We start from the raw sequence: 25769 nt of genomic DNA, 5'->3' as shown, positions 1-25769 counted from the left end.
GACACCGCGGACCGGGCTGAAGCCCGGCGCGGCCGTCACCCACTGCTTCAGCCCGGCGGCCGCGCTGCGGCCCGGACCGGGCAGGCGGCCGCGGGGGCCGCCGTTCGGGACGGCGTGGGTTTTGGGGACGGCCGATCACACGTACCCCAAATTCTTCTTGAACGCGTTCAACAAAGCGCGTACCGTCATGCTCGCAATAGTTGAACGCGTTCAAGTGGGAGTCCGCATGGATCACAAAGCCTTGATGTACCTCGTCTACCTCGCGATCAGCATCGGCTTGACCGTGTGGGTGGCGACCACGCTCTCGCGCAACGGGCAGATCTTCCTGGAGGAGGTCTTCGGCGACGCCAGGCTTGCCCGGGCCGTCAACCAGCTCCTCACCATGGGGTTCTACCTGCTGAATCTCGGCTACGTGGCGGTGGCGATGCGCTCCGAGCAAACGGTCATCGGCACCAGTGAGGTGCTGGAAGCGCTCTCCATGAAGATCGGCCTGGTGCTGCTGGTCCTCGGAGTCCTGCACTTCTGCAACGTCTACTTCCTGGGCCGCTACCGGCGAAGCCGCCTCCGGCAGCACCAGGGCGTCCCTCCGCTGCCGCCGGCCGCACGCCTGCCGATGCCACCGGCGCATGCCTGAGACCACCGATCCGGCCGGACACGGGGCCGGCCGGATCGGTTCGTTCACCGTGCTCTTCGACGCCGGCTGCCCGGTCTGCCGGACGGCGCGGCACTGGCTGACCGGCCGGGATCAGCTGGTGCCGCTCGAATTCGTGGCGGCCGGGTCGGCTGAGGCCCGGCGCCGTTTCCCGGGGCTGGATCACGCCGCGACCCTGCGGGATCTCACGCTGATCGCCGACACCGGCGCGGTGTACGCCGGGGACGCCGCCTGGCTGGCCTGCCTCTGGGCGCTGGCCGACTACCGCGGGATGGCCGACCGGCTGGCCGCCCCGGCGCTGCTGCCGCTGGCCCGCGGTTTCATCGCCGCCACGTCGGCCGTCCGGCAGGCCACCCGGGAGCCCGGATACGGTGAGGCCTGTGACGACAGCTGCCGCTGACGGCCCGGCCGGGCCGCCCACCGAGAAGCCGCGGCGGGCCCGCGGCGAGCAGACCCGGCAGGCGATCCTGGCGACCGCGTTGCGGTTGTTCCGGGAGCGGGGGTACGCGGACACGACCATGCGAGTCATCGCCAAAGAGGCGGGGGTTGCCGTCGGTAACGCGTACTACTACTTCGACTCCAAGGAACACCTGATCCAGGAGTTCTACGGCCATCAGCAGGAGGCGCACCGGGCGGCGGCCGCGACCGTGCTGGCGACCGAGCGTGACTTCGCGGCCCGGTTGCGGGGCGTCCTGCAGGCCGGGGTCGACGCCAACGCGCCGTACCACTCGTTCGCGGCGACGTTCTTCAAGACCGCGGCCGAGCCGTCGTCGCCGCTCAGCCCGTTCTCCCGCGAGTCGTCACCGGCCCGCGACGCCTCGATCGGCCTGTTCCGCGAGGTGCTCGACGGCTCCACCGCGAAGGTCGACCCGGAGCTGCGGGAGCACCTGCCCGAGTTGCTCTGGCTCAGCTGGATGGGCGTCACCCTCTTCTGGGTCTACGACAAGTCGCCGGAGCAGCGGCGGACCCGGCGGCTGATCGACGGCGCGGTGCCGCTGATCGACCGACTGGTCGGGCTGTCCCGGCTGCGGGTGTTGCGCCCGGCCCTGCGCCAGGTGCTGGACCTGCTGGACAGCGTGCGCCGCGACGACGTCACTTAGCGTTACGGCGTAATGCGCTATCGCCACCCGTGTCGGAATCAGGCGAATCTTCTGCCTGAATCGGGCCAACCGAACGGACCATCCGTGATCGCAACGGTTCCGTGGCCCGCCGATTGTCACGTAGCGTCATGTCCGCAGGTGGGTCTGGGGACGTCGCGGAATCCGACTCGGGACCAGTAGGAACCGCGACGCAGACGGTGAGCCGGGCGCGGCAGGGCTTCGGGAGCAGCCCGCCGCAGCCCGGCTCACCACCTTCGCACCGCCGCCTGTCGCTAGCGTCGCCGTTCCGGCCCAGTGAGGTGAATGGGCGAGGTGACAGTGCAGGCAGGCAGCCCGACGCGGAGCGTCAGACCGCCTGCCCACCAGCCATCACGCAGCGGACGAAGTCTTCACCAGGGTGCGAATCTGCCGGAGCAGAACCGACAACGCCGCCAGATCCGCCGGCGAATCCTCGACCTTGCCCATGGCGTTGGAGGCCCGGGCAATCGACGCCGCGTTGACCTGCTCCCACTCCGAAACACGATCCTCCGGCTTCGCCGTCGGCGGCGTCGACTGCAGGACCTCCGCGGTCAGAGCCGCCAAGGCCGCGTACAGGTCGTAGCGGAGCGCCATCCGGGCCAGGGTCTGCCAGCGGTCGCCGCGCGGCAGGCGGGAGATGTGCGACAGCAGCGCATCCACCCCGAACCGCTCGGAGAGCACGAAGTAGACCTCGGCCACCTCGGTGGCGTCCCGGCCGATGGCCGCCGCCGTCTCCAGGATGTCGAGCAGGCCGAAACCGTAGAAGACCCGGCTGACCGCCCCCGCGCATCCTTCCGGGACGCCCTCCTTGACCAGCGAGGCGACCCGTTCCTCGAGGGCCCGGCGTTCCCCGCCGACGACCAGCTGCGGCAGCTGCGGCAGCAGGGTGGAGACGCCGGGACGCAGCTTGGCGATCTCGCCGGCCACGTCGATCGGCGAGCGGCGGGTGCTGACCAGCCAGCGTACGGCGCGGTCGAGCAGCCGCCGGGTCTCCAGGAAGACCAGGGTCTGCGCCGACGTCGGCACCTCGTTGTCAAGCGTTTCCGCGGACGCCCAGATCTCCGGGAGGCGGTAGACGTCGCGGATCACGACGTACGCCCGGATCACGTCGGCGGCCGACGCCCCGCTCTCCTCCATCGCCCGGAAGACGAAGGAGGTGCCACCCCGGTTGACCACCTCGTTCACCAGCGAGGTGGAGATGATCTCGCGGCGCAGCCGGTGGCCGGCCATCCGCCCGGCGAACCGCTCGCGCAGCGGCGTCGGGAAATACCGGGTGAGCACTTCGGTGGTCCAGGCTTCATCGACCAGTTCATCCGCGAGGACCTCGCGCTCCAAACTGATCTTGACGTACGCCAGAAGCACCGCGAACTCCGGCGCGGTGAGCCCGTCCCCCGCCTCATGTCGGGCGGCCAGCTCCTTGTCCGACGGCAGCGCCTCGAGTTCCCGGTTGAGTTCGCCGCGCTGCTCGAGGGCCTTGAGCATGCGGCGATGCACCGGGAGTAGCGAGTGCGCCTGCGCCCGGGCGCTGCCGAGTGCCGTCGCCTGCTCGTAGTTGTCCCGCAGCACCAGGGCGCCGACCTCGTCGGTCATCGCGGCGAGCAGTTCGTCGCGTTCCGGCATGGTCAGCTCGCCGTCGGCGACCGCACCGCCGAGCAGGATCTTGATGTTGACCTCGTGGTCCGAGCAGTCCACGCCGGCCGAGTTGTCGATGAAGTCGGTGAAGACCCGGCCGCCGGCACGGGCGAACTCGATCCGGCCACGCTGGGTGAGACCCAGGTTGCCGCCCTCGCCGACCACCTTGACCCGCAGGTCCGAGCCGTTGACCCGGATCGCGTCGTTGGCCTTGTCGCCCACGTCGGCGTGCGACTCGGCGGACGCCTTGACGTAGGTGCCGATGCCGCCGTTGAAGTACAGGTCGACCGGAGCCTTGAGGATCGCCCGCATCAGCTCGGCCGGGCTCACCGTGGTCACCGACGGGTCGAGGTCGAGCACGGCCCGGACCTGCGGGCTCAGCGGGATCGACTTGGCGGTCCGCGGGAAGACCCCGCCGCCGTCGCTGATCAGCGACTTGTCGTAGTCGGCCCAGGACGAGCGGGGCAGGTCGAACAGGCGCTTGCGTTCGGCGTACGAGATCGCGGGGTCGGGGTCGGGATCCACGAAGATGTGGCGGTGGTCGAAGGCCGCCACCAGTTTGATGTGCTGCGACAGCAGCATGCCGTTGCCGAAGACGTCGCCGGACATGTCGCCCACGCCCACCACGGTGAAATCCTGGGTCTGGGTGTCGGTGCCCAGGTCGCGGAAGTGCTTCTTGACCGACTCCCACGCGCCGCGGGCGGTGATGCCCATCTTCTTGTGGTCGTATCCGGCCGAGCCGCCGCTGGCGAACGCGTCGCCCAGCCAGAAGTCCTTGCGGACCGAGATCTCGTTGGCGATGTCGCTGAACGTGGCGGTGCCCTTGTCCGCCGCCACCACCAGGTACGGGTCATCGGCGTCGTGACGCACCACGTCCTGCGGCGGGACGATCTTGCCACTCAGGATGTTGTCGGTCACGTCCATCAGCGCGGTGATGAACTGCCGGTAGCACTCGACCGCCTCGTCCCGGTCGCCCGGCTTCTGCTTCAGCACGAAGCCGCCCTTGGCGCCCACCGGCACGATCACCGAGTTCTTCACCATCTGGGCCTTGACCAGGCCCAGGATCTCGGTACGGAAGTCCTCGCGCCGGTCGGACCAGCGCAGGCCGCCCCGCGCCACCGAGCCGAACCGCAGGTGCACACCCTCGAACCGCGGCGAGTACACGAAGATCTCGTACTTCGGGCGCGGCTGCGGCAGGTCCGGGATGGCCTGCGGGTCCAGCTTGAACGCGACGTACGACTTGGGGCGCCCCTCGGCGCCGCGCTGGAAGAAGCTGGTCCGCAGGGTGGCCTCGATCAGCGTCAGGTACGAGCGCAGGATCCGGTCCTGGTCCAGGCTCTCCACCTGGTCGAGCAGCTCGGTGATCGTGGTACGCAGCTCGGCGGCACGGCGGGACCGCTCGGTCTCACCGATCTGCAGGGCCGGCGAGAACCGGGTCTCGAAGAGCTTCACCAGCAGCCCGGCGATCTCCGGGTACGCGGTGAACGTCGACTCCACGTAACGCTGCGAGAAGACGGTGCCGGCCTGCCGCAGGTACTTGGCGTACGCCCGGAGCACCACGACCTGCCGCCAGGTGAACCCGGCCCGCAGCACCAGCTCGTTGAACCCGTCCACCTCGGCCTCGCCCCGCCAGGCGGCCGCGAACGCGTTCTCCACCTGTGGTCGGACCTCGGCCAGCTCGCGGTGGCCGGCCGGTGGGAGCAGGCCGAAGTCGTACAGGTAGATGATGCCGTCGTCCCGGCGGATCTCGTACGGCCGCTCGTCGGTCACCCGGACACCGAGCGAGTGCAGCACCGGGAGCACCGCGGAGAGCATCATCGGCTCGCCGTACCGGTAGACCTTGAAACGCACGTCGCGCTCGTCCGGTTCGGGTGTCCCGCCGGGGCCCAGCCGGCGCCGGCGGAACAGGTGCATGGCCAGCTGACCCGGCTCCTCGAGCAGCTCCAGCTTGGCCAGGTCCTGCATCCCCTCGTACGGGGTGTGGCTGTTCTTGTAGCTTTCCGGATAGGCCGTCGAATACCGGGTGAACAGGTGCTTCGCCGGCTCGTCGCCGAGCTTGCGCTCCAGCACCAGGGAGAAGTCGTCGTCCCACATCCGGGTCGCGTCGGCGAGCAGCTCGGCCAGCACGTTCGGGTCGACCGGACCGGGCGGCGCGGCCGGATCGGTACGCACGATGAAGTGCACCCGAGCCAGCATCCGCTCGGTGACCCGGGTGGTGTAGTCGACCCCGATGCCGTTCAGCTCACGCAGCAGGATCTCCTGCATCCGCAGCCGGTTACCGGTGGTGAATCTGTCCCGGGGCAGGTAGATGAGGCAGGAGATGAACCGCCCGTACTGGTCGCGGCGCAGGAAGAGGCGCAACTGCCGGCGGCCGGCCATCCGCAGCACGCCGATGACCGCCTCGTACAGGTCATCGGTCTTGATCTGGAACAGCTCGTCGCGCGGATACGTCTCCAGGATCTGCAGCAGGTCCTTGCCGGAGTGCCCGCGCGGCGACAGGCCGGACCGGTCCATCACCTCCTGCACCTTGCGCTTGACCACCGGCAGCTGGCGAACACTGGTCCGGTACGCAGAGGAGGAGAACAGGCCCAGGAAGCGCCGCTCCCCGGTCACGTTGCCGGCGTCGTCGAAGACCTTCACGCCGATGTAGTCGAGGTAGGCGGAGCGGTGCACGGTGGCCCGCGAGTTCGCCTTGGTGATCACGAGGAGCCGCTTCTCGAGGGCCCGCTCGTACGCCTCCGGCGCCATCTCGGAGGCCAGCTTGCGCGGCTTGCTGGCCCCGCGCAGGATGCCCAGGCCGGTGCCCGGCACCGCGCTCAGGACGTCGCCGTCCAGCCGGTACTCGCGGTAGCCCAGGAACGTGAAGTGGTCGTCCGCCAGCCACCTGAGCAGCTCGATCGAGTCCCGGACGTCCTTGTCCGGAACCGGGAGCCCGGTCACGCCGGACAGCTCCTCCGAGATGGCGACCGCACGCTGGCGCATCCGGGGCCAGTCCTCGACCGCGTCCCGGACGTCGGTGAGCACCCGCCGTACCTCGTTGAGCAGCTGGTCGCGGGCCTCCACCCGGCGCACCGGATCGATCTCGATCCGGATCCAGCTCTCCACCAGGTCGCCCTCGATCGCGTCGTCCGGCTCGACCTCGGCCTCCAGCTGGGCGAGCGCACCGAGCGGCTCACGGCGCACCACGATCAACGGGTGCACCAGCAGGTAGACCTGGAGGTTGTGTGCGGTGAGCAGGGCAATCACCGAGTCGACCAGGAACGGCATGTCGTCGGTGACGATCCGCAGGACGGTGTGCCCCTGCGGGCCGGACGGCTCGGTGATGGCGAGCTTCAGCTCACCGGGCAGCCGGTTGCGGGCAAGGTCGCGGTGCTCCAGCGCCGCCGCGTACATCTCGTCGGGTGTGTAACCGACCAGCTCCTCGTCGGGGGCGAACCGCCAGAAGCGGCCGACCAGCGACGCGGTGGTGTGGTCTTCACCCGCTCGCTGCACCGCCTGCTCCACCAGCCGTTCGGCATCGGGTAGCGGCTCGTCGAGCTCTCCGGATTCGGTGGACGCCCCCAACCGCCCGGTGAGGGCGAGTCCGGGTTTCTGTACCTCGTGGGGCACAGTCTGATCAGCATCGGTCGCTGCCTCGTCGGCGACAGCCATGGCCTGGCGCTCCCCTCACCCACGGCACTGTGGGTTCGAACGTGTCGAGCACAGCCTAGAACGACCGGCCCGGCACCCCTCACACCCCGGGTGTGCCAGCACGGTGATGTGCCGGTTTGCCGAGTATCACCCGCTGCGGGTCACCGTGACGGGCGTGTTCCTACTACGGTTCGATCTGCTACCCAGGGATGCCGCTTTTCTACCCACAGGGGAAAGGAACCTCATGCGCCGCTCGTCCGCCGGTTTGGCCGCATTGCTCCTCCTCACGGCGGGCGGTTTGACCGGCTGCTCCGCGGAACCGCCCGAGGACGCCGTCAAGGCATTCCTGGACGGCTGGCGCGGGGGCGACCTCAACGACGTCGGATTCGTCACCGCGAGCGGCGGCCAGATCGCCGCCCCCGAGGTACTGACCGGGATCCGGGAGCTCTACGGCGACCTGGCCCAGCAGCCGCTCGAACTCTCCGTCGCCGGCGATCCGAAGACCAGCGGCGACGTCGCGGCCACCCCGATCAACCTGAAGTGGACACTGCCCGGCGGGGTGAACTGGTCGTACCAGAGCACGGTCCGCACCACCAAGGCCGACAGCGACGGCTGGCGGGTGATCTGGGAACCGGCCGTCCTGCAACCCGAACTCGCCGCCGGCGACAAGCTCCGGCTGCGCCGGGTCGCGGCGGAACGGGCGGCGATCGTCGACGCCGGCGGCAAGGCGCTGATCGGGCCGCAGCCGGTGGTGGTGATCGGCGTCAGTCCGGAAAAGATCACCGATCTGGCCGCGTTGCAGAAGGACCTGGCCGCCGCCTTCAAGAAGGCCGGCGTCGAGGTGGACATGACCGACCTGAAAGCCCGGGTCGACGCCGCCGACCCGGGTGCCTTCCTCGATCTGATCGCCTTGCGCCGGCCGGTCTACAACAAGATCCGATCGGACGTACGCCCGCTGCCCGGCACCGTCTTCCGCGAGGAGACCCGGCAGCTCGCGCCCACCCGGGAGTTCGCCCGCGCACTGCTCGGCACCGTCGACGCGGCCACCAAGGAGGACATCCAGCAGCGCCCGGACACCCTGGCCACCGGTGACCTGGTCGGGCACGGCGGCCTCCAGCAGAAGTACGACGCCCAGCTGCGCGGCACCCCCGGCCTCTCCGTGCTGATCTCCCGTGAGGCCGCGGACGGCGACGCCGAGCAGGCGCCGATCTTCACCTCCGAGCCGGTCGACGGCAAACCGATCAAGGTGACGCTGGACACCCCCACCCAGAACGCCGCCGACCAGGCACTCGCCGCCGAGAAGCAGCCCAGTTCGCTGGTCGCCATCCGGATCAGCGACGGTGCCGTGCTCGCCACCGCCAACGGGCCGGACGCCGGCGGTGTGAACACCGCGCTGACCGGGCAGGTGCCGCCCGGCTCGACGTTCAAGATGGTCTCCGCGTACGGGCTGCTGGCCGGCGGGACGGTCAAGCCGGACACGGTGGTCGACTGCCCGAAGACGCTCAACGTGGACGGACGCGAGTTCAAGAACTCACACGACGAGGCGCTCGGCAAGGTGCAGTTCCACGTCGACTTCGCGAAGTCCTGCAACACCGCGTTCGCCTCGCTGGCGCCGAAACTGGGCTCGGCCGGCCTGCAGGAGGCGTCGGCCGCGCTCGGCCTCGGCGGTCAGTGGGATCTCGGCATCGAGGCGTACTCCGGGCAGGTCTCCGACGGCGGCACCGCGACCGAACTGGCGGCCGCCACGTTCGGCCAGGGCAGCACGGTGGTCAGCCCGGTCGCCATGGCGGCGGCCACCGCGGCGGTCGCCAAGGGCCAGTTCCAGCCGCCCAAGCTGGTGCTGGAGCCGGCGCCGGCCAAGGCCGGCAGTGCCGGACCTCAGCTCGACCAGACCGCCGTTGGCGCGTTGCGCGACATGATGCGCGAGGTGGTCACCAGCGGTACGGGTACGGCGTTGCGCGGCGTCGCCGGGAAGCCGGTGTACGGGAAGACCGGCACCGCGGAGTTCCAGACCGGGTCGGAGGCGACGCACTCCTGGTTCATCGGGTACCAGGGTGACGTGGCGTTCGCGGTGATGGTGCAGCAGGGCGGCGCCGGATCGGAAGCGGCGGTGCCGGTCGTGAAGCGCTTCCTCACCAACCTCAACAAGTAGCCCTCGGAAGCCTGGGCCGGCCGTGCCCCGCACGGCGGCTCAGGCCCTGCCGGACGGGAAGCCCTGGCCGGGGTGTGCCCCGCGCCGCGGCTCAGGCGGCGCCGGTCGGGAAGCCCGGGCCCGGGGTGTGCCGTGCGCCGGCGGCCGGCGGGTCCAGCGGCGGGCGCGGGCGGAGCATGCCGGGCCGGGTGGCCGGTAGCGGCTCGGAGTCGAGCAGCGGGGCCGCGCCGAGCGGGCGCGACAGCAGCCGCACCTCGGCAGGGGTGTGGTCCGGCGACGGCTCGCCGCCGGCGGTTTCCTCCGGGGCGGAACCGTTCAGCGCCGCGGGGTCCGCTTCGTCTGCCTGCTCCGGCTCGGACTGATCCATTTCGGTCAATGCTGGTTCGCTATCGGCCGACGGCAGCTGCGTCTCGCCGTGCTCCTCGGTGGACCGATACTCCGAGTCCTCGGCCACGTCCGCCGGCTCCGCCGGTTCGCCAATCGAAACCGGCTCGGGGGACGGTTCCACGTCCGCGACCGAGGCCGATGCCTGAGCCGGTTCGACATCCGTAACCGAAGCCGACGCCTGAGCCGCTTCCACATCCGCGACCGCCGCTGGAGCCTGCGGCGCAGCCGCGTCCAACCCGGCGGCCAGTTCCGATGAGACCGGCCGGTTCAGCCCAGCCCGTCCCGCAACGGAGGCCGCCGGCTCAGCGGCACTAGCGGCGGGCTCCTCGGCGGCCGGGGCAGGCTCCTGGGCCGCCGGAACGGGCTCCTCGGGCGCCGGAGCGGGCCCCTCCGCCGCCGGAACGGGCTTCCCGGCGGCCGGGTTGGCGAGATCGCGGCGCGCCGCCACCAGGTCCGGGCGCGGTGCCGTCGTGCGGACCGGCGCCAGCCCGGCGGTCACGGTGGACGTGATCTCCGCCGCGTACCGGCTGTCCGGGTCGTAGTCGGGGTCGAAGACGGTGATCTCCACGCCCAGGCAGTGCGGGGACTCCACCAGGCCGGCCAGCAGCAACTCCAGCTCGGGGAAGGCGATGCCGCCCGGGTCGGGCGCGTCCACCGCCGGCATCACCGCCGGGTCGAGGACGTCGACGTCCACGTGCACCCAGTAGCCGGCGCAGTCGACGAGCTGGTCGCGGGCCCACTGCGCGCTGCGGGCCGCGCCCTCGGCGCGCAGGGCCGGCACCGGGCGGGTCACTATCCCGGCGGCTTGCAGGTCCAACCGGTACTCGTCCTGGGCACGGATGCCGAGGACCACCACGTCGACGTCCCGGAAGTACGGCCGGCGGCTCTCGATGGCGGCCAGGTCGGCCTGCCCGCGGCCGGTGACCAGGGCCAGGTCCTCGCCGGCCGCCGCACCGACGTAGGACGCGTTGCCGGGATGCCGGAAGTCCGAGTGACCGTCCACGAACACCAGACCGATCCGGCCGCCGACCGCCTCACCGAGACGGTTCATGGCGAGACCGGATCCGATCAGGATGGAGCAGTCGCCGCCGAGCACCACCGGGAACTCGCCGCCGTCGATGATCGCGCCGATCCGGTCGGCGAGGGCCCGCGAGTAGGCGGCGATCTCCTGCGCGTGCGCCACCCCGTCGCCGGGACGCCAGTCGCCCGGGTCGTACCGCGGCGGGGTCAGGCAGCCGGCGTCGCGGGCGTGCAGTTTGGTGAGCAAGCCCTGGTCGCGGAGGGCGCCGGGGGCCTTGGCGCAGCCCGGCACCGACGTCGCGGTCGGCGGGCGCAGGCCGAGATTGGACGGCGCGTCCAGAACGGCGATGCGGCGCACGACGCCCTCCTTCGGTTGAGAAACGCGGCCTAGAAGAGTGCGCTGGCCAGGGCGCGACGCGCGCCGGCCACCGCGGGATCGTCCGGGCCGGCCACGCTGAACAGCGACAGCAGGTGCTTGCGTACGGCGTCGCGATCGTCCCCGCTGGTGCGCTTGACCAGCGAGACCAGCCGCGCGTACGCCTGCTCGGCCTGCCCGTTGAGCACCTCGATGTCGGCGGCGAGCCGCTGCGCGTCGATGTCGTCCGGGTCGGCGTCGGCCTTGGCCAGCGCGGACGCCGGGTCGGCGCCGCTGATCCGGCGGTAGAGCTCGACCTGCGCCAGGCCGGACTCAGCGGCCGCGTCGGTCGGCGACTCGGCGAGGATCTTCCTGTACGCCGCCTCGGCCGCCTCCAGGTCACCGGTCATCAAGGCGTCGTCGGCCGCGTCCAGCCGCGGGTCCTCGGGGGCCGCGACGCTGACGCCGGCGGCCTTGAGGACGGCGTCGATGTACTGCCGGATCTGGGCCTCGGGAAGGACACCGGTGAAGCCCTCGACCGGCTGCCCGCCGATGACCGCGGTCACCATCGGGATGCCCTGCACCCGGAAGGCCTGAGCGAGCCGCGGGTTCGAGTCCACATCGACCTTGCCGAGGAGCCAGGCGCCCTCGTACTCCCCCGCGAGCTTCTCCAGCACCGGGGAGAGCTGCTTGCAGGGCTCACACCAGTCGGCCCAGAAGTCCAGCAGGATCGGCGTGTTCAACGACCGTTCCAGAACGGACTGGAAGTTCGCCTCGGTGACCTCGATGACGGTGTCCGGTGTGATGCCCGGCACGGCGCCCGGGACCGCGCCCGGGGAGCCGGTGGCCGGTGCGTCGGCGGCCGGAGCGGTGTTCGAGGTGGGACGGCTCGGCGCGGCCGGTTTGGCCGGCGCTGAAGGGCGCAGTGTGCTGAGATCGACCGCGCCGCGGGTGAAGATCGACGGAGTGGTCCGTGGGTCGCTCATGGTTACCTAGTCTCGCACGCAGTCCAGCCTGTTCGCGCCGCCACCAGCCGCCCGATATCGGACGTCACAGAGCCGCCCCGGCCAGCTAGAAGCGAGCGGGTTCCCGGTACACCCCCCACTCGTCCTTGAGGACGCCGCAGATCTCGCCGAGAGTCGCCTCGGCACGAGCCGCGTCGAGCATGGCGGGGATCATGTTCTCCCCGGTACGCGCGACGGCCACCAGGTGATCCAGGGCGGCCTTCACCCGTACCCCGTCTCGGTTGCCCTTGCGAGCGGTCAGCTCGCGCCGCTGTGCGACCTCGACCTCGTGCGAGACGCGCAGGATCTCCAGTTCCTTGGCGACGGTGCCGAGGTGCGCGTTGACCCCGACCACCTTCTTCTCACGCTTCTCCACCGCCTGCTGGTACGCGAACGCCGCCTCCGCGATGTGCGCGGTGAACCAGCCGTCCTCGATGCCGCGCAGGATCCCGGCGGTGAGGCTGCCGTCGTGGCCGAGCTCGCGGATCCGGGTGAAGATCTCCTCCGCCTCGGCCTCGATCCGGTCGGTGAGCGCCTCGACGTACCAGGAGCCGCCGAGCGGGTCGGCCACGTTGACCACCCCGGTCTCCTCCATGATCACCTGCTGGGTGCGCAGGGCGATCTCGGCGGACTCGTCGGTGGGCAGCGCGAGCGTCTCGTCGAGCGCGTTGGTGTGCAGCGAGTTGGTGCCGCCGAGCACCGCAGCGAGGGCCTCGACCGCGGTACGCACGACGTTGTTGACCGGCTGCTGCGCGGTCAGCGAGACCCCTGCGGTCTGCGTGTGGAACTTCAGCCACAGCGCCTTCTCGCTGGTCGCTCCGTAGTCCTCGCGCAGGTGCCGGGCCCAGATCCGGCGGGCGGCGCGGAACTTGGCGATCTCCTCGAAGAAGTCGACGTGCGCGTCGAAGAAGAAGCTCAGCCCCGGCGCGAAGGTGTTCACGTCCAGCCCGCGGGACAGGCCCAGCTCGACGTAGCCGAAGCCGTCCGCAAGCGTGTAGGCCAGCTCCTGCGCGGCGGTCGAGCCGGCCTCCCGGATGTGGTAGCCGCTGACGCTCAGCGGTTTGTACTTGGGGATCTCGCGAGCGCAGTACTCCATCAGGTCGCCGATCAGGCGCAGGTGCGGCTCCGGTTCGAAGAGCCACTCCTTCTGCGCGATGTACTCCTTGAAGATGTCGGTCTGCAGCGTGCCGTCCAGCTTGCTGAGATCGGCGCCCTGGCGCTCGGCGGCCACCAGGTACATGCAGAAGACCGGCACGGCCGGCCCGGAGATGGTCATGCTGGTGGTGACGTCCTGGAGCGGGATGCCGTCGAAGAGGACGTCCATGTCGGCGGCCGAGTCGATCGCGACGCCGCAGTGGCCCACCTCGCCGAGCGCCTGCGGCTCGTCCGAGTCGCGCCCCATCAGGGTGGGCATGTCGAACGCGACGCTCAGACCGCCACCGCCGGCGGCGAGGATCATCTTGTAGCGCTCGTTGGTCTGCCGGGCGTTGCCAAACCCCGCGAACTGGCGGATGGTCCAGGTCCGCCCGCGATATCCGGTCGGATAGAGACCCCGGGTGTACGGGTACTCCCCCGGCCAGCCGATGCGCTCGAAGCCGGGGTACTCGACGCCGTCGGGCGGCCCGTAGACCGGGTCGACCGTCGAACCGGAGAGCGTGGTGAAGTCGGCGTCCCGCTTGCGGGCCGCATCGTAGCGCCGTTGCCAGCGCTCCCGGCCGGCGGCGATCTCGGCTGCATCCATGCCGACACCGTAGCGCAGAACTGAACGATCATTAAGGCTATGACATAGACGGGATGGTCATCTTGAGATCATTGTTCCCCAATGTTCTCTTCCCGCTCCTGTCCTTCCGGCTCGTGATCATCGACAGTTGAGCCGACGGCCCCCTCAGCCCCGGTGGCGACCGCCACGCCGCCGGGGCATGCCTCAATCACCGCCTGCCGACCCGCACCGCCCGACCGGCGGCGTCAGCGGCCGGCGGGCCGCCGGCACGTTCGCGCCATCTGATCGATGGCGTCAGCGGCTGGCGGCGAGGCCGGGCAGCCGATGGTCGAGGATCCAGGCCTGCGGATCGCCGCCGCGATGCAGGCGCCGCATGACCACCGGCAGGACGGCGTCGCGGATCGCCGCACCCACCGGACCCAGCACCTTGGTGTTGCTGGAGCGCCGTCCATGGGCCACGACCTTCTCCACCCGGGGACGGCGGACCGTCTCGTACGCGGCGAGAGCCTCCGGTAGTGCGCGATGCTCCAGCAGGCTGTACCCGAGCACCACGGCGTCCTCCAGCGCCATCGACGCGCCCTGGCCCGACGACGGCGCCACGGCGTGCGCGGCGTCACCGACCAGCACCACCCGGTCCCCACGCCAGTGCCGGACCCGCCGCAGGTCCCGGGTGTTCCACGGGCCGAGGATCTCGTCCGACGCCGCGACGAACCCGGCGGCCGGCTCCCCCTCGAAGAGGTCGAGCAGGTAGGCACGCCAGGCCGCCGGCGAGAACTCGCCCGGCTCCACCGGCCGCTTGCGCGGCGGATTGGCGAACCACCAGACCGAGCCGTCCGGCGCGCCGGCCCAGCCGAAGAAGGCACGCCGGCCGAAGGCCATCTGCATCACCCCCGGCGGCGGGCCGACGACCGGTCCCGCGGTGAAACCACCCGCGTTGAGCAGGCCGAGATAGTGCGGCGCCGGGCCGCCGGGATTCAACACCTGCCGGGTACGCGAGTGCAGCCCGTCCGCCCCGACCAGCAGCTCACCGCTCGCGCTGCGGCCGTCCTCGAACACCGCGGTCACCTCACCGGCCCCGGTGGTGGCCGCGCTGAGCCGGGCGCCGTACTCGATCGGGACGCCGTGGCCCTCGGCCTCCGCTCGCAGGGCCGCGTACAGGTCGGCGCGCCGGATCGTGGTGGTGGTCGTGCCGTCCGGCAGCGGACCACCCAGCGGCACCTCCGCCAGCAGCTGCCCGGACGCGCCACGCAGGGCGATGGCCGGGGTGGCGAAGCCGCGCTCCAGCACCCGGGCCGGGTCCATCCCGAGCGAGCGGAGGGCGTTGACGCCGTTCACCGCGAGGGTGACGAAGGCACCCCGCTCGTCGGCGCCGCGCTCCTTCGCCTCGTAGAGCACCGGAGCGAAGCCGGCATAGCGCAGCGCGATGGCCGTCGCGGTGCCCGCGATCCCGCCGCCGATCACGACGGCCGTTCTCTCCTTCATAGTCATACAATGACTATTGATGAGATGACTATGGCTCGTCAAGGCCTAAGCTGGCCGCCATGAAGCGGTCTCCTCTGGCGATGGTCCTGTTGGCACTGCTCGTGGAGGCGCCGATGCACCCGTACCGGATGCAGCAGGTGATCAAGGAGCGCGGCCAGGATCAGCTGGTCAACGTGGCGCAGCGCAACAGCGTCTACCAGACCCTCGAACGCCTGGTCCGGGAGAAACTGGTCCGCCCGGGCGAGACCACCCGGGAGCCCGGACGCCCGGAGCGCACGGTGTACGAGGTGACCGACGAGGGCACGGCGACGTTGCGCCGCTGGCTCCTGGAGATGCTGCCCGAGCCGGCCCGCGAGTTCCCGGAACTCCCGGTGGCGCTGGCCCTCCTGCCGATGCTCACCCCGGCGGAGACCCGCGAGCTGCTGCTACGCCGCGCCACCGCCCAGGAGGAGCGGGTCGCCGCCATCGCCGCCCAGGCGCCGCCCGGCCTGCCCCGGATCTTCCTCATCGAGGACGAGTACCGGATGGCCGCCCTCCGGGCCGAGATCACCTGGCTCCGGGCCGCCGCCGACGACCTGCACGACGGCACACTGCACTGGGACCGCGCCCTGATCGAGGAGACGCTCGCCCGCTTCGGCTGAGCGCAGCCCCGCCCGATGCTCAAGCCCGGCGGTCGCGCCGCGGCCGGGAGCGGGCAGTCGATCGCGTGGTGGCCAAGGGGACTTCTCGAAAACCCGTACCGAAAAAGATCAGGAAACCTCGAGGCCCGCCAGTAGCCGGTCGGCCGCGGCGTAGGGGTCCAGGTCGCCGGCGGCGACCTGGGCGGCCAGCGAGCTGAGCGCCGTGCCTTCGCGCAGGTCGCCCATCCGGGCCCGCAGCCTGCCCAGGGCCAATGCGGACACCTCGGCCGCCGCCCGCTGTTCCCGGCGGGTACGCAGGTTGCCGCTGCTCTCCAGCCAGTCCCGGTGCTTGCTGATGGCGGCCACCACGTCGTCCACGCCCTCGCCCTTGGCCGCGACCGCCCGGACCACCTGGGGGCGCCAGTCGCCGGAGGCGCGCTCGCCGAGGGCCAGCATGCCCTGGATGTCGCGGTAGGTGGCGTCGGCTCCGGGCCGGTCCGCCTTGTTGATCACGAAGACGTCGGCGATCTCCAGCACGCCGGCCTTGACCGCCTGGATGGCGTCGCCCATCCCCGGCGCGAGCAGCACCAGTGTGGTGTCGGCGAGGGAGGCGATCTCCACCTCGGCCTGGCCGACGCCGACCGTCTCGACCAGGATGACGTCGCAGCCGGCGCCCTCGAGGACGCGGACCGCCTGCGGGGTGGCCGCGGACAGGCCGCCGAGCTGGCCGCGACTGGACATGGACCGGATGTAGACGCCGCTGTCCGCGGTGTGCTCGGTCATCCGCACCCGGTCGCCGAGGATCGCGCCGCCGCTGAACGGGCTGGACGGGTCGACGGCCAGCACACCGACCCGGGCACCCTGCTCACGCAGCACCCGGACCAGCTCGTTGGTGGTGGTCGACTTGCCCACGCCGGGCGCGCCGGTCAGGCCGATCACCTGGGCCCGGCCGGTGTACGGCGCCATCGCGGCGGCCACCTCGGGCAGGGCCGGATCACCGTTCTCCACCAGGCTGATCAGCCGGGCCACCGATCGGGGGTCGCCCTCCCGCGCCTTGGCCACCAGGGTGGGAACGTCCTGGGATCGGGTCACGGCTACGAAGGTACCTTGATGATCAGCGCGTCGCCCTGCCCGCCACCGCCGCAGAGGCCGGCCGCGCCGAGGCCACCGCCGCGCCGCTGGAGTTCCAGCGCCAGGGTCAGTACCAGCCGGGCGCCGGACATGCCGATCGGGTGGCCCAGGGCGATCGCACCGCCGTTCACGTTGACGATGTCGTCGTCCACCTTCAGCTCGCGGGTGGACTGGATGACCACCTGGGCGAACGCCTCGTTGATCTCGACCAGGTCGAGGTCTTCCACGGTCAGCTTGGCCTTGCCGAGGGCGTGCTTGATGGCGTTGGCCGGCTGGGACTGGAGCGAGCTGTCCGGGCCGGCGACGTTGCCGTGCGCCACGATCTCGGCGATCCAGGTCAGGCCGAGCTGCTTGGCCTTCCGCTTGCTCATCACCACGACCGCGGCGGCGCCGTCGGAGATCGGCGAGGCGGTGGCGGCGGTGATCGTGCCGTCCGGGGTGAACGCCGGACGCAGACCGGCCAGCGACTCGGCAGTGGCGCCCGGGCGGACGCCCTCGTCGGTCTCCACCGGCTGTGCGGCGTCGCGGCCACCGGCCGGAACCGGGGCGATCTCCTCGGCGAACCGGCCCTCGCGCTGGGCGGCGGCGGCCCGCTGGTGGCTGAGCGCGGCGAACTCGTCCTGCTCGGCGCGGGTGATCCCGAGCCGTACGCCGGTCGCCTCGGTCGACTCGCCCATCGAGATCCCGGCCCACGGGTCCATCAGGCCGTCGAAGGCGGTGTGGTCGCGTACCAGCACGTCACCGAACTTGCGGCCCTGCCGCTGGTCGGTGAGCAGGTGCGGCGCGTTGGTCATCGACTCCATGCCACCGGCCACCACGATGTCGAACTCGCCGGCCCGGATCAGCTGGTCGGCCATGGCGATCGCGTCGATCCCGGACAGGCACACCTTGTTGATGGTGAGCGCGGGTGTGGTCATCGGGATGCCGGCGGCGACCGCGGCCTGCCGGGCGGGGATCTGGCCGCAGCCGGCCTGGAGAACCTGTCCCATGATCACGTACTGCACCAGTTCCGGTGCCACACCGCCGCGTCGCAGCGCCGCCGCGATCGCATGGCCGCCCAGCGCGGTGGCGGGCAGGTGCTTGAGGTTGCCGAGCAGGCGCCCCATCGGGGTCCGGGCGCCACTGACGATCACGGAACTGGTCACGGTCTCGATCCGATCTGCGACGACCGGGCGCTGGGGGACACCCGGGTGGCCTTAACGATGGGTCAGGTTCGAGACTAACCGCATGACAGACGTCTCACCGAGCGCCAGCGCGCCCGACAATGTCACATTCTCCGACATCGAATTACTGCGCATCGACCACGTCGGTATCGCCGTGCCCGATCTGGACGCGGCCATCCGCTTCTACGCGGAGAACTTCGGTTTGCGCTGTGTGCACGAAGAGACCAACGACGAACAAGGCGTACGAGAAGCGATGCTCGCGGTCGGCGACGGCACCGGGCCGCGGCTCCAGCTGCTCGCCCCGGCCCGCCCCGACTCGGCGATCGCCAAGTTCCTCGACCGCAGTGGTCCGGGGCTGCAACAACTCGCGTACACGGTGGCCGACGTGGAGGTCGCGGCGGAGAAGCTGCGGGCCCGCGGGCTACGCCTTCTCTATGACGAGCCGCGGCGCGGCACGGCCGGTTCGCGGATCAACTTCGTGCATCCCAAGGATGCCGGCGGCGTCCTGGTGGAGCTGGTGGAGCCGGCCTGACGGGTACGCCGAGCGGGTGATTCCTCCTGACTCGGCCCCGGCCACCTGGCAGGATCAGCGCCATTGAGCAGCACCGACGCTGGCCGCGACCGGCCCCCGATCACCCGAAGCCCCGAGTGGCCAGGTGGCGACGGGACGACACGACTCCGGCCGGTGAGCCGAGCGGTCCCGGCCGAACGGCCCGGGGCCCGACTGCGCTCCAGGTCAAAGCTGATCTACGATGCGGTTCGGATGCTCATCCGCTCTTGCATGTCCGCCCCCTTCTCGCCAGGATGGCGCAATGCCCCAGCAGCAGGATCAGAACCTGGCCTTCTTCGAGACCGCGAACTCGCAGCACGACTTCACTGTTGTCCTGCGGGGTTACGACCGTCACCAGGTCGACGGACACATCGGCCGGCTGCTCGCCGCGCTGAACCAGTCCGAGCAGGCTCGCGGCGAGGCCGAGCAGAGGATGAACGACGCTCAGCGTCGTCTGCGCCAGGCTGAGCAGCGGCTCAACGCGCTGGAGCAGAAACTCGCCGACAGCAACAAGTTGTTGGAGGAGAACAACCGTCCCACTCTGTCCGGGCTGGGCACCCGGGTGGAGCAGATCCTGCGTCTCGCCGAGGAGCAGGCGAACGATCACCGCAGTGAGGCCAAGCGCGAGTCGGAGGGCATTCTCTCCGCCGCCCGGCTCGAGGCGCGGGAGATCACCGACAAGGCCCGCGCCGAGGCCGCGGCCATGAAGGCCACCGCCGAGCGCGAGGCCGGTCAGCTGCGCACCCACGCCGAGCGGGAGGCCGCCGAGACCCGGGTGCAGGCCCGCCGCGAGGCCGACACGCTCCGCTCGGACGCGGACCGCGAGACCAAGCAGTTGCGTACGGTCACCGCGCACGAGGTCGCCGAGCTGAAGTCGACCGTGGAGCGCGAGGTCTCGTCGCTGCGCGCCACCGCCGAGCGGGAGATCACCCAGGCTCGCGCCAAGGCGGCCCGCGAGGCCGAGGAGAAGCGCGCCGAGGCCACCAAGCTGCTCACCGACGCGCGGGACAAGCGCGACAAGGACCTCCAGGCGCTGGCGCTGGAAACCGCCGAGCGCCGGGAGAAGTCCGAGCGCGAGGAGTCCGAGCGGCACGCCGCCCAGGTCGCGGCCACCCAGAAGATGGTGGCCGAGGCCGAGGAGCGGGCTCGCGCCGCCGAGGACCGCGCCAAGGAGATCGAGCAGCGCGCCGAGAGCCGCCGCGTCGAGTCCGAGCGCAATGCCGCCGAGGTGGTCGAGAAGGCCCGGGCGCTGGCCGAGAAGACCGTCGGCGAGGCCCGTGCCGAGGCGAGCCGTCAGCTCAGCGAGGCGCGTACCGAGGCGGAGCTCACCACGCAGGCGGCGCGGCGCGAGGTCGAGGATCTCACCCGTCAGAAGGACGCGGTCACCAACCAGCTGGGACAGATGCTCTCCGGTCTCTCCGGCCTGGTTCCCGGTGTCCCGGCGGCCCCGAAATCGGCCGACGCGCCCGCTCAGCGTGCCCCCGGGGAGGCTGCCCAGCAGGCCGCTCCCCAGCAGGCGGCGGAGCAGTCCGAGCAGCCGAACGCCGAGGCCGGCGAGGAGCCGGTGGCTGCCAAGACCAACTCCTGATTGATCCCGTTTTGGCCTCCGGTTGCAGAACCGCCGCAGATACGCGACGGTGAACCGGCCGGAGGGCTGTGAGCGAATTGAGGCCGTGCCGGAGTTTCTCCGGTGCGGCCTCAATCGTTTTGGCGCGTAGCCTGGTTTTGGCAAGCCGAGGTGAGACAAAAGGTGACTACCCGCACAGTCCCTGCCAACCCGGTGTGTACCGATATGCTCCGGGACGATGCGTATGTGAGGATGGACAACATGTCGCACGGCGGTGAAATCTTCGGTCTCGGCGGAGAGGCGGCCACGGAGCCCAGCTTCGAAACCGCTCTGCGGGGATACGAGAAGAAGCAGGTCGAGCGATACGTTGCTCGCGCGGAGAACGAGATCGCCGCCCTGGCCGCCGAGCGCGAGCAGGCCTACTCGCAGATTCAGGCGATGGGCGCGCAGATCGAGCGGCTCCAGCAGGAGATCACGCAGACGCGCCGCAACTCCGGCATCACCGGTGAGGTCTCGTTCCGCCACCTCGGCCCGCGGGTCGAGCAGATCCTCGCCCTCGCCGAGGAGCAGGCCGAGGCGATCAAGGCGTCCGCCACCGACGACATCGCCGGCCGGCTCGCCGAGGCCGAGCGGATCCGGGCGGAGGCCGAGGCGCACGCCCACGACGGCATCCGCGACTTCGAGATCGCCCTGGCCGCACGCCGCGCCGAGGAGGAGAAGGCGGACGCCGCCAAGCGCGCCGCCACCGACAAGGCGGTGGCCGCCGCCCGGCAGAACGCCGAGCAGCTGCACTCCGAGGCCGAGGCCGTCCTGTCCCGCTCCCGCAGCGAGGCCAAGCACCTGGTCGAGAAGGCGGCTCAGGACGCTCAGCGCACCAAGGCCGAAGTGGACGGCTACGTGCAGTCCACCCGGGTCCAGGCCGAGCAGGAGCTCAAGGCGCTCCGGGAGAAGACCCAGCAGGAGATCACGGCCAAGCGCAACGAGGCGGAACGCGAGCACGCCGACCTGAAGGCGTCCGTGGAGCACGAGCTCGCCCTGCGCCGCCACTCGGTGCTGGAGGAGCTCGCCCAGATGCGCGCCGGCGTCGAGAAGCAGTGCGCCGATCTGCGCAGCGAGGCCGACAAGTACGCGGAGGAGGTGCTGCGCCGCTCCGACGAGCAGGCCACGGCCGTACGCAAGGAGATCGCCGCGCAGCAGGAGCGAATCGCTCAGGCCGGTCGCGATCTCGAGGCCGCGCAGGCCGAGATCACCGAGGCCGAGCAGCGCCGGGCCGCCGCACAGGAGCAGGCGCAGACCGCGGAGCAGGAGGCCGAGCGGACCCAGCAGCGCCTCGCCGACGTGCGCAAGCGCCTGGAGGCGGAGCTCAAGCGGGTCAGCGAGGCGGAGCGCGCCGGCGAGGCCGCCGAGCGGCACGCCGCCGATGTCCGGCGCCAGGTGCAAAAAGAGGCCAAGCGGGTGGCTGAGCTCGCCGCGGCCGCGGTGCTCGCGGCCGCCGCCGATCCGGAGAACCAGGAGGCGTACGCGGAATCCGACGGCCAACCCCCGGCCGGAGGCTCGACCGGCGCCCACGCCGCTGAGGTGCCGACCGCCCCGCCCGCCAAGGTGACCGCCTCGGCGAAGGTGACCGTCCCGCAGCCCAGCCGGGTTCCCGCCGACGCGGAGTAGGTGCCGACACGTCCACTCCGCCGGGTGGCGGAGCGGACGAGACGGGGATAACGTCCGGGATCTCCGATGTGCCATGTGGAGGTCCCGATGTCGTCCCCCGATGAGTCCTCCACCGAGGCCAAGCCTGAGCCTGAACCGGTCGTGGAGGAGAAGCCCGCCGAGTTCGGGGAGCCGGGGCCACCGCTGAACCGGCGCAGCCCGTTCTTCTTCGGATTCCTCTTCGGACTCGGCGCCATCCTGGCGTACGCGCTCTTCCTCGGTGTCCGCAACGCCGCGTCGATCCTGGTCCTGATCTTCATCGCGCTGTTCCTGGCGATCGGCTTGAACCCGGCGGTGACCCGGCTGCGCAAGTGGGGCCTGCCCCGCGGCGCGGCCGTGGCGATCGTCGCGCTCAGCCTGGTCGGGCTGCTCGCCGGCGGCCTGGTCGCCCTGATCCCGCCGCTCGTCACGCAGACCACCGAGCTGATCAACAACGCGCCCGAGACGATCGAGAGCCTGCGCCGCAGCGAGACGGTGAACGAGCTGGTCCAGCGCTACGACATCGCCAACAAGGTGCAGAGCGCGATCAACGCGGGAACCGTCGGCAACGCGGTGGGCGGAGTGGTCGGCGGCGCCAAACTGCTGTTCGGGACGATCTTCAACATCCTGACCGTGCTGGTCCTGACGATCTACTTCATGGCCGCCTTCGAGCGGATCAAGGCAGCCGGGTATTCACTGGTGCCCGCGTCGCGGCGGGACCGGGTGCGGCTGCTGACCGACGAGATCCTCACCAAGGTGGGCGCGTACATGGTGGGCGCCCTCGCGATCGCCATCCTGGCCGGGGTGAGCACCTTCGGGCTGGCCCTCGCGCTCGGCCTGGCGTACCCGTTCGCGCTTGCCGTGGTGGTCGCGGTCTTCGACCTGATCCCGCAGATCGGCGCCACCCTCGGCGCCGTGATCGTCAGCCTGGTCGGGCTGGCGTCGTCGATCACCGACGGGATCGTCTGCATCGTGTTCTTCATCGTCTACCAGCAGGTGGAGAACTACCTGATCTATCCGAACGTGATGCGCCGATCGGTCAAGGTCAGCGACGTGGCGGCGCTGGTGGCGGCCCTGGTCGGGGTCGGGCTCTTCGGGGTGATCGGGGCTCTGGCCGCGATCCCGATGGTGGCCGCCATCCAGCTGATCTCGCGCGAGGTGCTGCAACCCAGCATGGAGCAGCGCTAGTCACGCAGCGGGCGGGGCACCTCGACGTCGGAGAAGGCGGCGACCGTGCGGTCCGCGTACGCCCCGGCGTCGCCGGTCTCCATCGGGCCGTCCCAGGTCCGCGGCAGCGGGGTGGGTACCTCCGGCGCGACCCGGCGGACGATCTCGTCGAGCACGGTCTCGGCGTCACCCACCCAGAGGTGCTTCCCACCCTCCACCGGCACGACCTCGCACTGCGGGATCGCGGCGAATCGCTCCGTCGCCTCGGCCGGGCGCAGGTAGTCGTCGAACTCCGGGATGATCGCGGCCAGCGGCTTGCCTGAGGCGGCCCAGGCGTCCAGGTGCTCGGGCTTGGAGAAGCGCAGCGGCGGGGAGAGCAGGATGGCGCCGCTGATCGCCGGGTCCAGGCCGTACATCAGGGTCAGGTCGGTGCCGAACGACCAGCCGACCAGCCAGATGTTGGGCAGATCGGCGAACTCCGCGTACTCGATCGCGGCCGCGACGTCGTACTTCTCGTCCACGGCGTTCGAGAACGAGCCGCCGCTGGTGCCGCGCACGCTGCTCGTGCCGCGGGTGTTGAACCGCAGCACCGCGATCCCGGCCAGGGCCGGCAGCCGCCAGGCGGCCTTGCGGTAGACGTGGCTGTCCATCATCCCGCCGTGCGTGGGCAGCGGGTGCAGGCAGACCAGGGTGGCCACCGGCTCGCGGTCGCGCGGGCGCGCCAGCTCACCGACGAGGGTGACGCCGTCCGCGGTGTGCAGCTCGATCTCCTCCCGGTCGGCGGGCAGGATCGAGTTGGCACGGATTTGATTGCTCATCATTAAAGCCTTTAGTCCTCTTTAGGGCGGTTAGCGGGCTTACCCATAGCGGGGTGCGTTGCGCGAGCGCTCCACACCCGGGCCGCGCCGGTCCCGGGCCCGCCAGCATCCGGTGTGCCAGTGCCGCCGGTCGGCCTCGTCGCCGTAACCGTCGGCCGGCCAGGCCACCACGTGCGCCACACCCGGCCGGATGTCCTGCACGCAACCGGGACACCGGTACGTCTTCGTGGCCGCCGCGCCGAAGATGTTCCGCACCATCCACTCGCCGTCCTGCCACTGCTGAACGCGCTGCTCGGTGATGCCGGGACGCTCCGGACGCGGCTCGTCGTCGGCATGGCGGCGGGGTCGGTTGCGGCGGGGGCTCACGAGTCCAAGAGTACGTAGTGACTGATCAGTAACCATCGCCCTACACTCCCGTACATGACGGCGACTCACGTTCCCGGAACACCCGTGATCGAGGACGGCTGGTTGATCTCCACGAACCCAGCCACCGGCGACGAGGCCGGCCGTGTGCCGGTCGCGGACGAGAAGGCGGTCGTCGCCGCCGTCGAACGCGCCCGTGCGGCCGCGGCCTGGTGGCAGGGCCTCGGCTACGACGGCCGCAAGACCCGCCTGCTGCGCTGGCGCAGCCTCCTGGTGGAGCGGATCCAGGAGCTCGCCGAACTGACCCACCGGGAGGCCGGCAAGCCGGTCACCGACGGGATCATGGAGGTCGCCGCCGCGGTGGAGCACCTGGACTGGGCGGCCCGCAACGCGAAGCGGGTGCTCGGGCCGCGCCGGGTGCGTACCCGGCTGCTGGTCGCCGAGCACTCCGGGCACCTGGAGTACCAGCCGTTCGGCGTGGTCGGCGTGATCGGCCCGTGGAACTATCCGATCGTCACCCCGATCGGCCCGATCAGCGGCGCGCTGGCCGCCGGCAACACGGTCGTGCTCAAGCCGAGCGAGTACACGCCGGTGGTCGGGCAGTGGCTGGCCGACACGTTCGCCGAGATCGTCCCGGAACACCCGGTGCTTCAGACCGTGCACGGGTTCGGCGACGTGGGCGGCGCGCTGTGCCGCTCCGGCGTGGGCAAGGTCGCCTTCACCGGATCCACCGCGACCGCCAAGAAGGTGATGGCCGCCTGCGCCGAGAACCTGGTGCCGGTAGTGATCGAGGCGGGCGGCAAGGACGCGCTCATCGTCGACGAGGACGCGGACGTCGCGGCGGCTGCCGAGGCGGCGGTCTGGGGCGCGATGACCAACGCCGGCCAGACGTGCATCGGCATCGAGCGGGTGTACGCGGTCGCCCCGGTCTACGACCGCTTCGTGAACGCGGTGGTGGAGAAGGCGGCGAAACTGCGTACCGGCGAGGAGATCGGGCCGATCACCATGCCGCGGCAGCTCGACATCATCCGCGACCACATCGAGGACGCGCTGGCCAAGGGCGGTACGGCGGTGCTCGGGGGCGCTTCGGCGGTGCAGGCACCGTATGTCTCGCCCACGGTCCTGGTCGATGTGCCGGAGGACTCCTCGGAGATGCGCGAGGAGACCTTCGGGCCGACCCTGACCATCACCAAGGTGCGCGACGCGGACGAGGCCGTCCAGAAGGCCAACGACACCGCGTACGGGCTGGGCGGCTCGGTGTTCGGCAAGAAGAACGCGATCCGGATCGCCCGCCGGATGCGCTCCGGGATGGTCGCGGTGAACGGGACACTGACCTTCGTCGGCATGGGCAACCTGCCGTTCGGCGGGGTCGGCGAGTCCGGCTTCGGGCGGATCCACGGCGAGGACGGGCTGCGCGAGTTCGCCCGGGCCAAGGCGATCACCGTACGGCGGGCCAGGTCCCTGCTCCCGGCGACGACCTTCGAGCGCACCCCGGCCCAGGTCGGACAGATCGTCAAGGCACTGCGCCTGCTGTACGGACGCAAGCCCTAATCTG

General features: G+C 71.0%; 19 protein-coding genes. 10 read left to right on the top strand and 9 right to left on the bottom strand.

The window, feature by feature from the left end:
* Positions 1-226 precede the first annotated feature (226 nt).
* The 3 genes from I4J89_RS10705 to I4J89_RS10695 are packed head-to-tail and all read left to right on the top strand — an operon-like array spanning position 227 to position 1752.
* Positions 227-634 (top strand): hypothetical protein, encoded by a 408-nt coding sequence (locus tag I4J89_RS10705; protein ID WP_196413718.1) that lies wholly within the window; start codon positions 227-229, stop codon positions 632-634.
* A complete protein-coding gene (locus I4J89_RS10700) occupies positions 627-1052 on the top strand; it encodes a thiol-disulfide oxidoreductase DCC family protein (protein ID WP_196413717.1) in 426 nt (141 codons plus the stop codon). The genes I4J89_RS10705 and I4J89_RS10700 overlap by 8 nt, the downstream gene beginning before the upstream one ends.
* Positions 1033-1752, top strand: coding sequence for a TetR/AcrR family transcriptional regulator (locus I4J89_RS10695; RefSeq protein ID WP_196413716.1), 720 nt, complete (start codon positions 1033-1035; stop codon positions 1750-1752). Before I4J89_RS10700 ends, I4J89_RS10695 begins: the two co-directional genes overlap by 20 nt.
* Before the next feature lie 369 nt (positions 1753-2121).
* On the opposite strand, the gene I4J89_RS10690 is transcribed toward I4J89_RS10695, so the two are convergent.
* Entirely contained in the window at positions 2122-7053 is a 4932-nt protein-coding gene (locus tag I4J89_RS10690; RefSeq protein ID WP_196413715.1) for an NAD-glutamate dehydrogenase, read from the bottom strand.
* 223 nt (positions 7054-7276) lie between these two features.
* Here I4J89_RS10690 and I4J89_RS10685 point away from each other — a divergent pair, with 223 nt between their 5' ends.
* Complete coding sequence (locus I4J89_RS10685) at positions 7277-9184, top strand: penicillin-binding transpeptidase domain-containing protein (RefSeq protein WP_196413714.1); 1908 nt, start codon at positions 7277-7279, stop codon at positions 9182-9184.
* Positions 9185-9275: 91 nt separating this feature from the next.
* Here I4J89_RS10685 and I4J89_RS51940 read toward each other — a convergent pair whose 3' ends face one another.
* The 4 genes from I4J89_RS51940 to I4J89_RS10665 form a co-directional block, all read right to left on the bottom strand.
* A complete protein-coding gene (locus I4J89_RS51940; protein ID WP_196413713.1) occupies positions 9276-10949 on the bottom strand; it encodes an arginase family protein in 1674 nt (557 codons plus the stop codon).
* A 29-nt stretch (positions 10950-10978) separates the two neighbouring features.
* Positions 10979-11932: a tetratricopeptide repeat protein gene (locus I4J89_RS10675; RefSeq protein WP_196413712.1), complete on the bottom strand. Its 954-nt coding sequence runs from the start codon at positions 11930-11932 to the stop codon at positions 10979-10981.
* Positions 11933-12017: 85 nt separating this feature from the next.
* The gene (gene icmA / locus I4J89_RS10670) at positions 12018-13691 is read right to left on the bottom strand and encodes a coenzyme B12-dependent isobutyryl-CoA mutase large subunit (RefSeq protein ID WP_196413711.1); all 1674 of its coding nucleotides are present in this window, start codon (positions 13689-13691) and stop codon (positions 12018-12020) included.
* Positions 13692-13964: 273 nt separating this feature from the next.
* Entirely contained in the window at positions 13965-15152 is a 1188-nt protein-coding gene (locus I4J89_RS10665) for an FAD-dependent oxidoreductase (RefSeq protein WP_230858658.1), read from the bottom strand.
* 59 nt (positions 15153-15211) lie between these two features.
* Here I4J89_RS10665 and I4J89_RS10660 point away from each other — a divergent pair, with 59 nt between their 5' ends.
* Positions 15212-15793 (top strand): PadR family transcriptional regulator, encoded by a 582-nt coding sequence (locus tag I4J89_RS10660; RefSeq protein ID WP_196413709.1) that lies wholly within the window; start codon positions 15212-15214, stop codon positions 15791-15793.
* A 108-nt stretch (positions 15794-15901) separates the two neighbouring features.
* Here I4J89_RS10660 and meaB read toward each other — a convergent pair whose 3' ends face one another.
* Entirely contained in the window at positions 15902-16864 is a 963-nt protein-coding gene (gene meaB / locus I4J89_RS10655; RefSeq protein WP_196413708.1) for a methylmalonyl Co-A mutase-associated GTPase MeaB, read from the bottom strand.
* A gap of 2 nt (positions 16865-16866) precedes the next feature.
* The gene (locus I4J89_RS10650; RefSeq protein ID WP_196413707.1) at positions 16867-18048 is read right to left on the bottom strand and encodes an acetyl-CoA C-acetyltransferase; all 1182 of its coding nucleotides are present in this window, start codon (positions 18046-18048) and stop codon (positions 16867-16869) included.
* An 82-nt stretch (positions 18049-18130) separates the two neighbouring features.
* Between I4J89_RS10650 and mce the strand changes: the two genes are divergently transcribed.
* The 4 genes from mce (at position 18131) to I4J89_RS10630 (ending at position 23054) form a co-directional block, all read left to right on the top strand.
* Positions 18131-18598 carry a methylmalonyl-CoA epimerase gene (gene mce, locus I4J89_RS10645; protein ID WP_196413706.1) on the top strand — a complete coding sequence of 156 codons (468 nt, stop codon included), beginning with the start codon at positions 18131-18133 and terminating at the stop codon, positions 18596-18598.
* Between the two features lie 280 nt (positions 18599-18878).
* A complete protein-coding gene (locus tag I4J89_RS10640) occupies positions 18879-20204 on the top strand; it encodes a coiled-coil domain-containing protein (protein ID WP_196413705.1) in 1326 nt (441 codons plus the stop codon).
* Between the two features lie 231 nt (positions 20205-20435).
* Complete coding sequence (locus I4J89_RS10635) at positions 20436-21848, top strand: coiled-coil domain-containing protein (RefSeq protein ID WP_230858761.1); 1413 nt, start codon at positions 20436-20438, stop codon at positions 21846-21848.
* 66 nt (positions 21849-21914) lie between these two features.
* Complete coding sequence (locus I4J89_RS10630) at positions 21915-23054, top strand: AI-2E family transporter (RefSeq protein WP_373688116.1); 1140 nt, start codon at positions 21915-21917, stop codon at positions 23052-23054.
* On the opposite strand, the gene I4J89_RS10625 is transcribed toward I4J89_RS10630, so the two are convergent.
* Complete coding sequence (locus tag I4J89_RS10625) at positions 23051-23851, bottom strand: alpha/beta hydrolase (RefSeq protein WP_196413704.1); 801 nt, start codon at positions 23849-23851, stop codon at positions 23051-23053. The two genes, I4J89_RS10630 and I4J89_RS10625, sit on opposite strands and share 4 nt — an antisense overlap.
* 39 nt (positions 23852-23890) lie before the next feature.
* Positions 23891-24217, bottom strand: coding sequence for an Rv1322 family protein (locus tag I4J89_RS10620; RefSeq protein WP_196413703.1), 327 nt, complete (start codon positions 24215-24217; stop codon positions 23891-23893).
* A gap of 54 nt (positions 24218-24271) precedes the next feature.
* On the opposite strand from I4J89_RS10620, the gene I4J89_RS10615 reads away from it, so the two are divergent.
* Complete coding sequence (locus I4J89_RS10615; protein ID WP_196413702.1) at positions 24272-25765, top strand: aldehyde dehydrogenase family protein; 1494 nt, start codon at positions 24272-24274, stop codon at positions 25763-25765.
* The last annotated feature ends 4 nt before the right edge of the window (positions 25766-25769 follow it).

It is taken from the genome of Actinoplanes aureus, from assembly GCF_015704865.1.
Lineage (GTDB): Bacteria > Actinomycetota > Actinomycetes > Mycobacteriales > Micromonosporaceae > Actinoplanes > Actinoplanes aureus.
The sequence above is the reverse complement of the archived record's forward strand: the minus strand, read 5'-3'. Positions and strand labels throughout refer to the sequence as shown.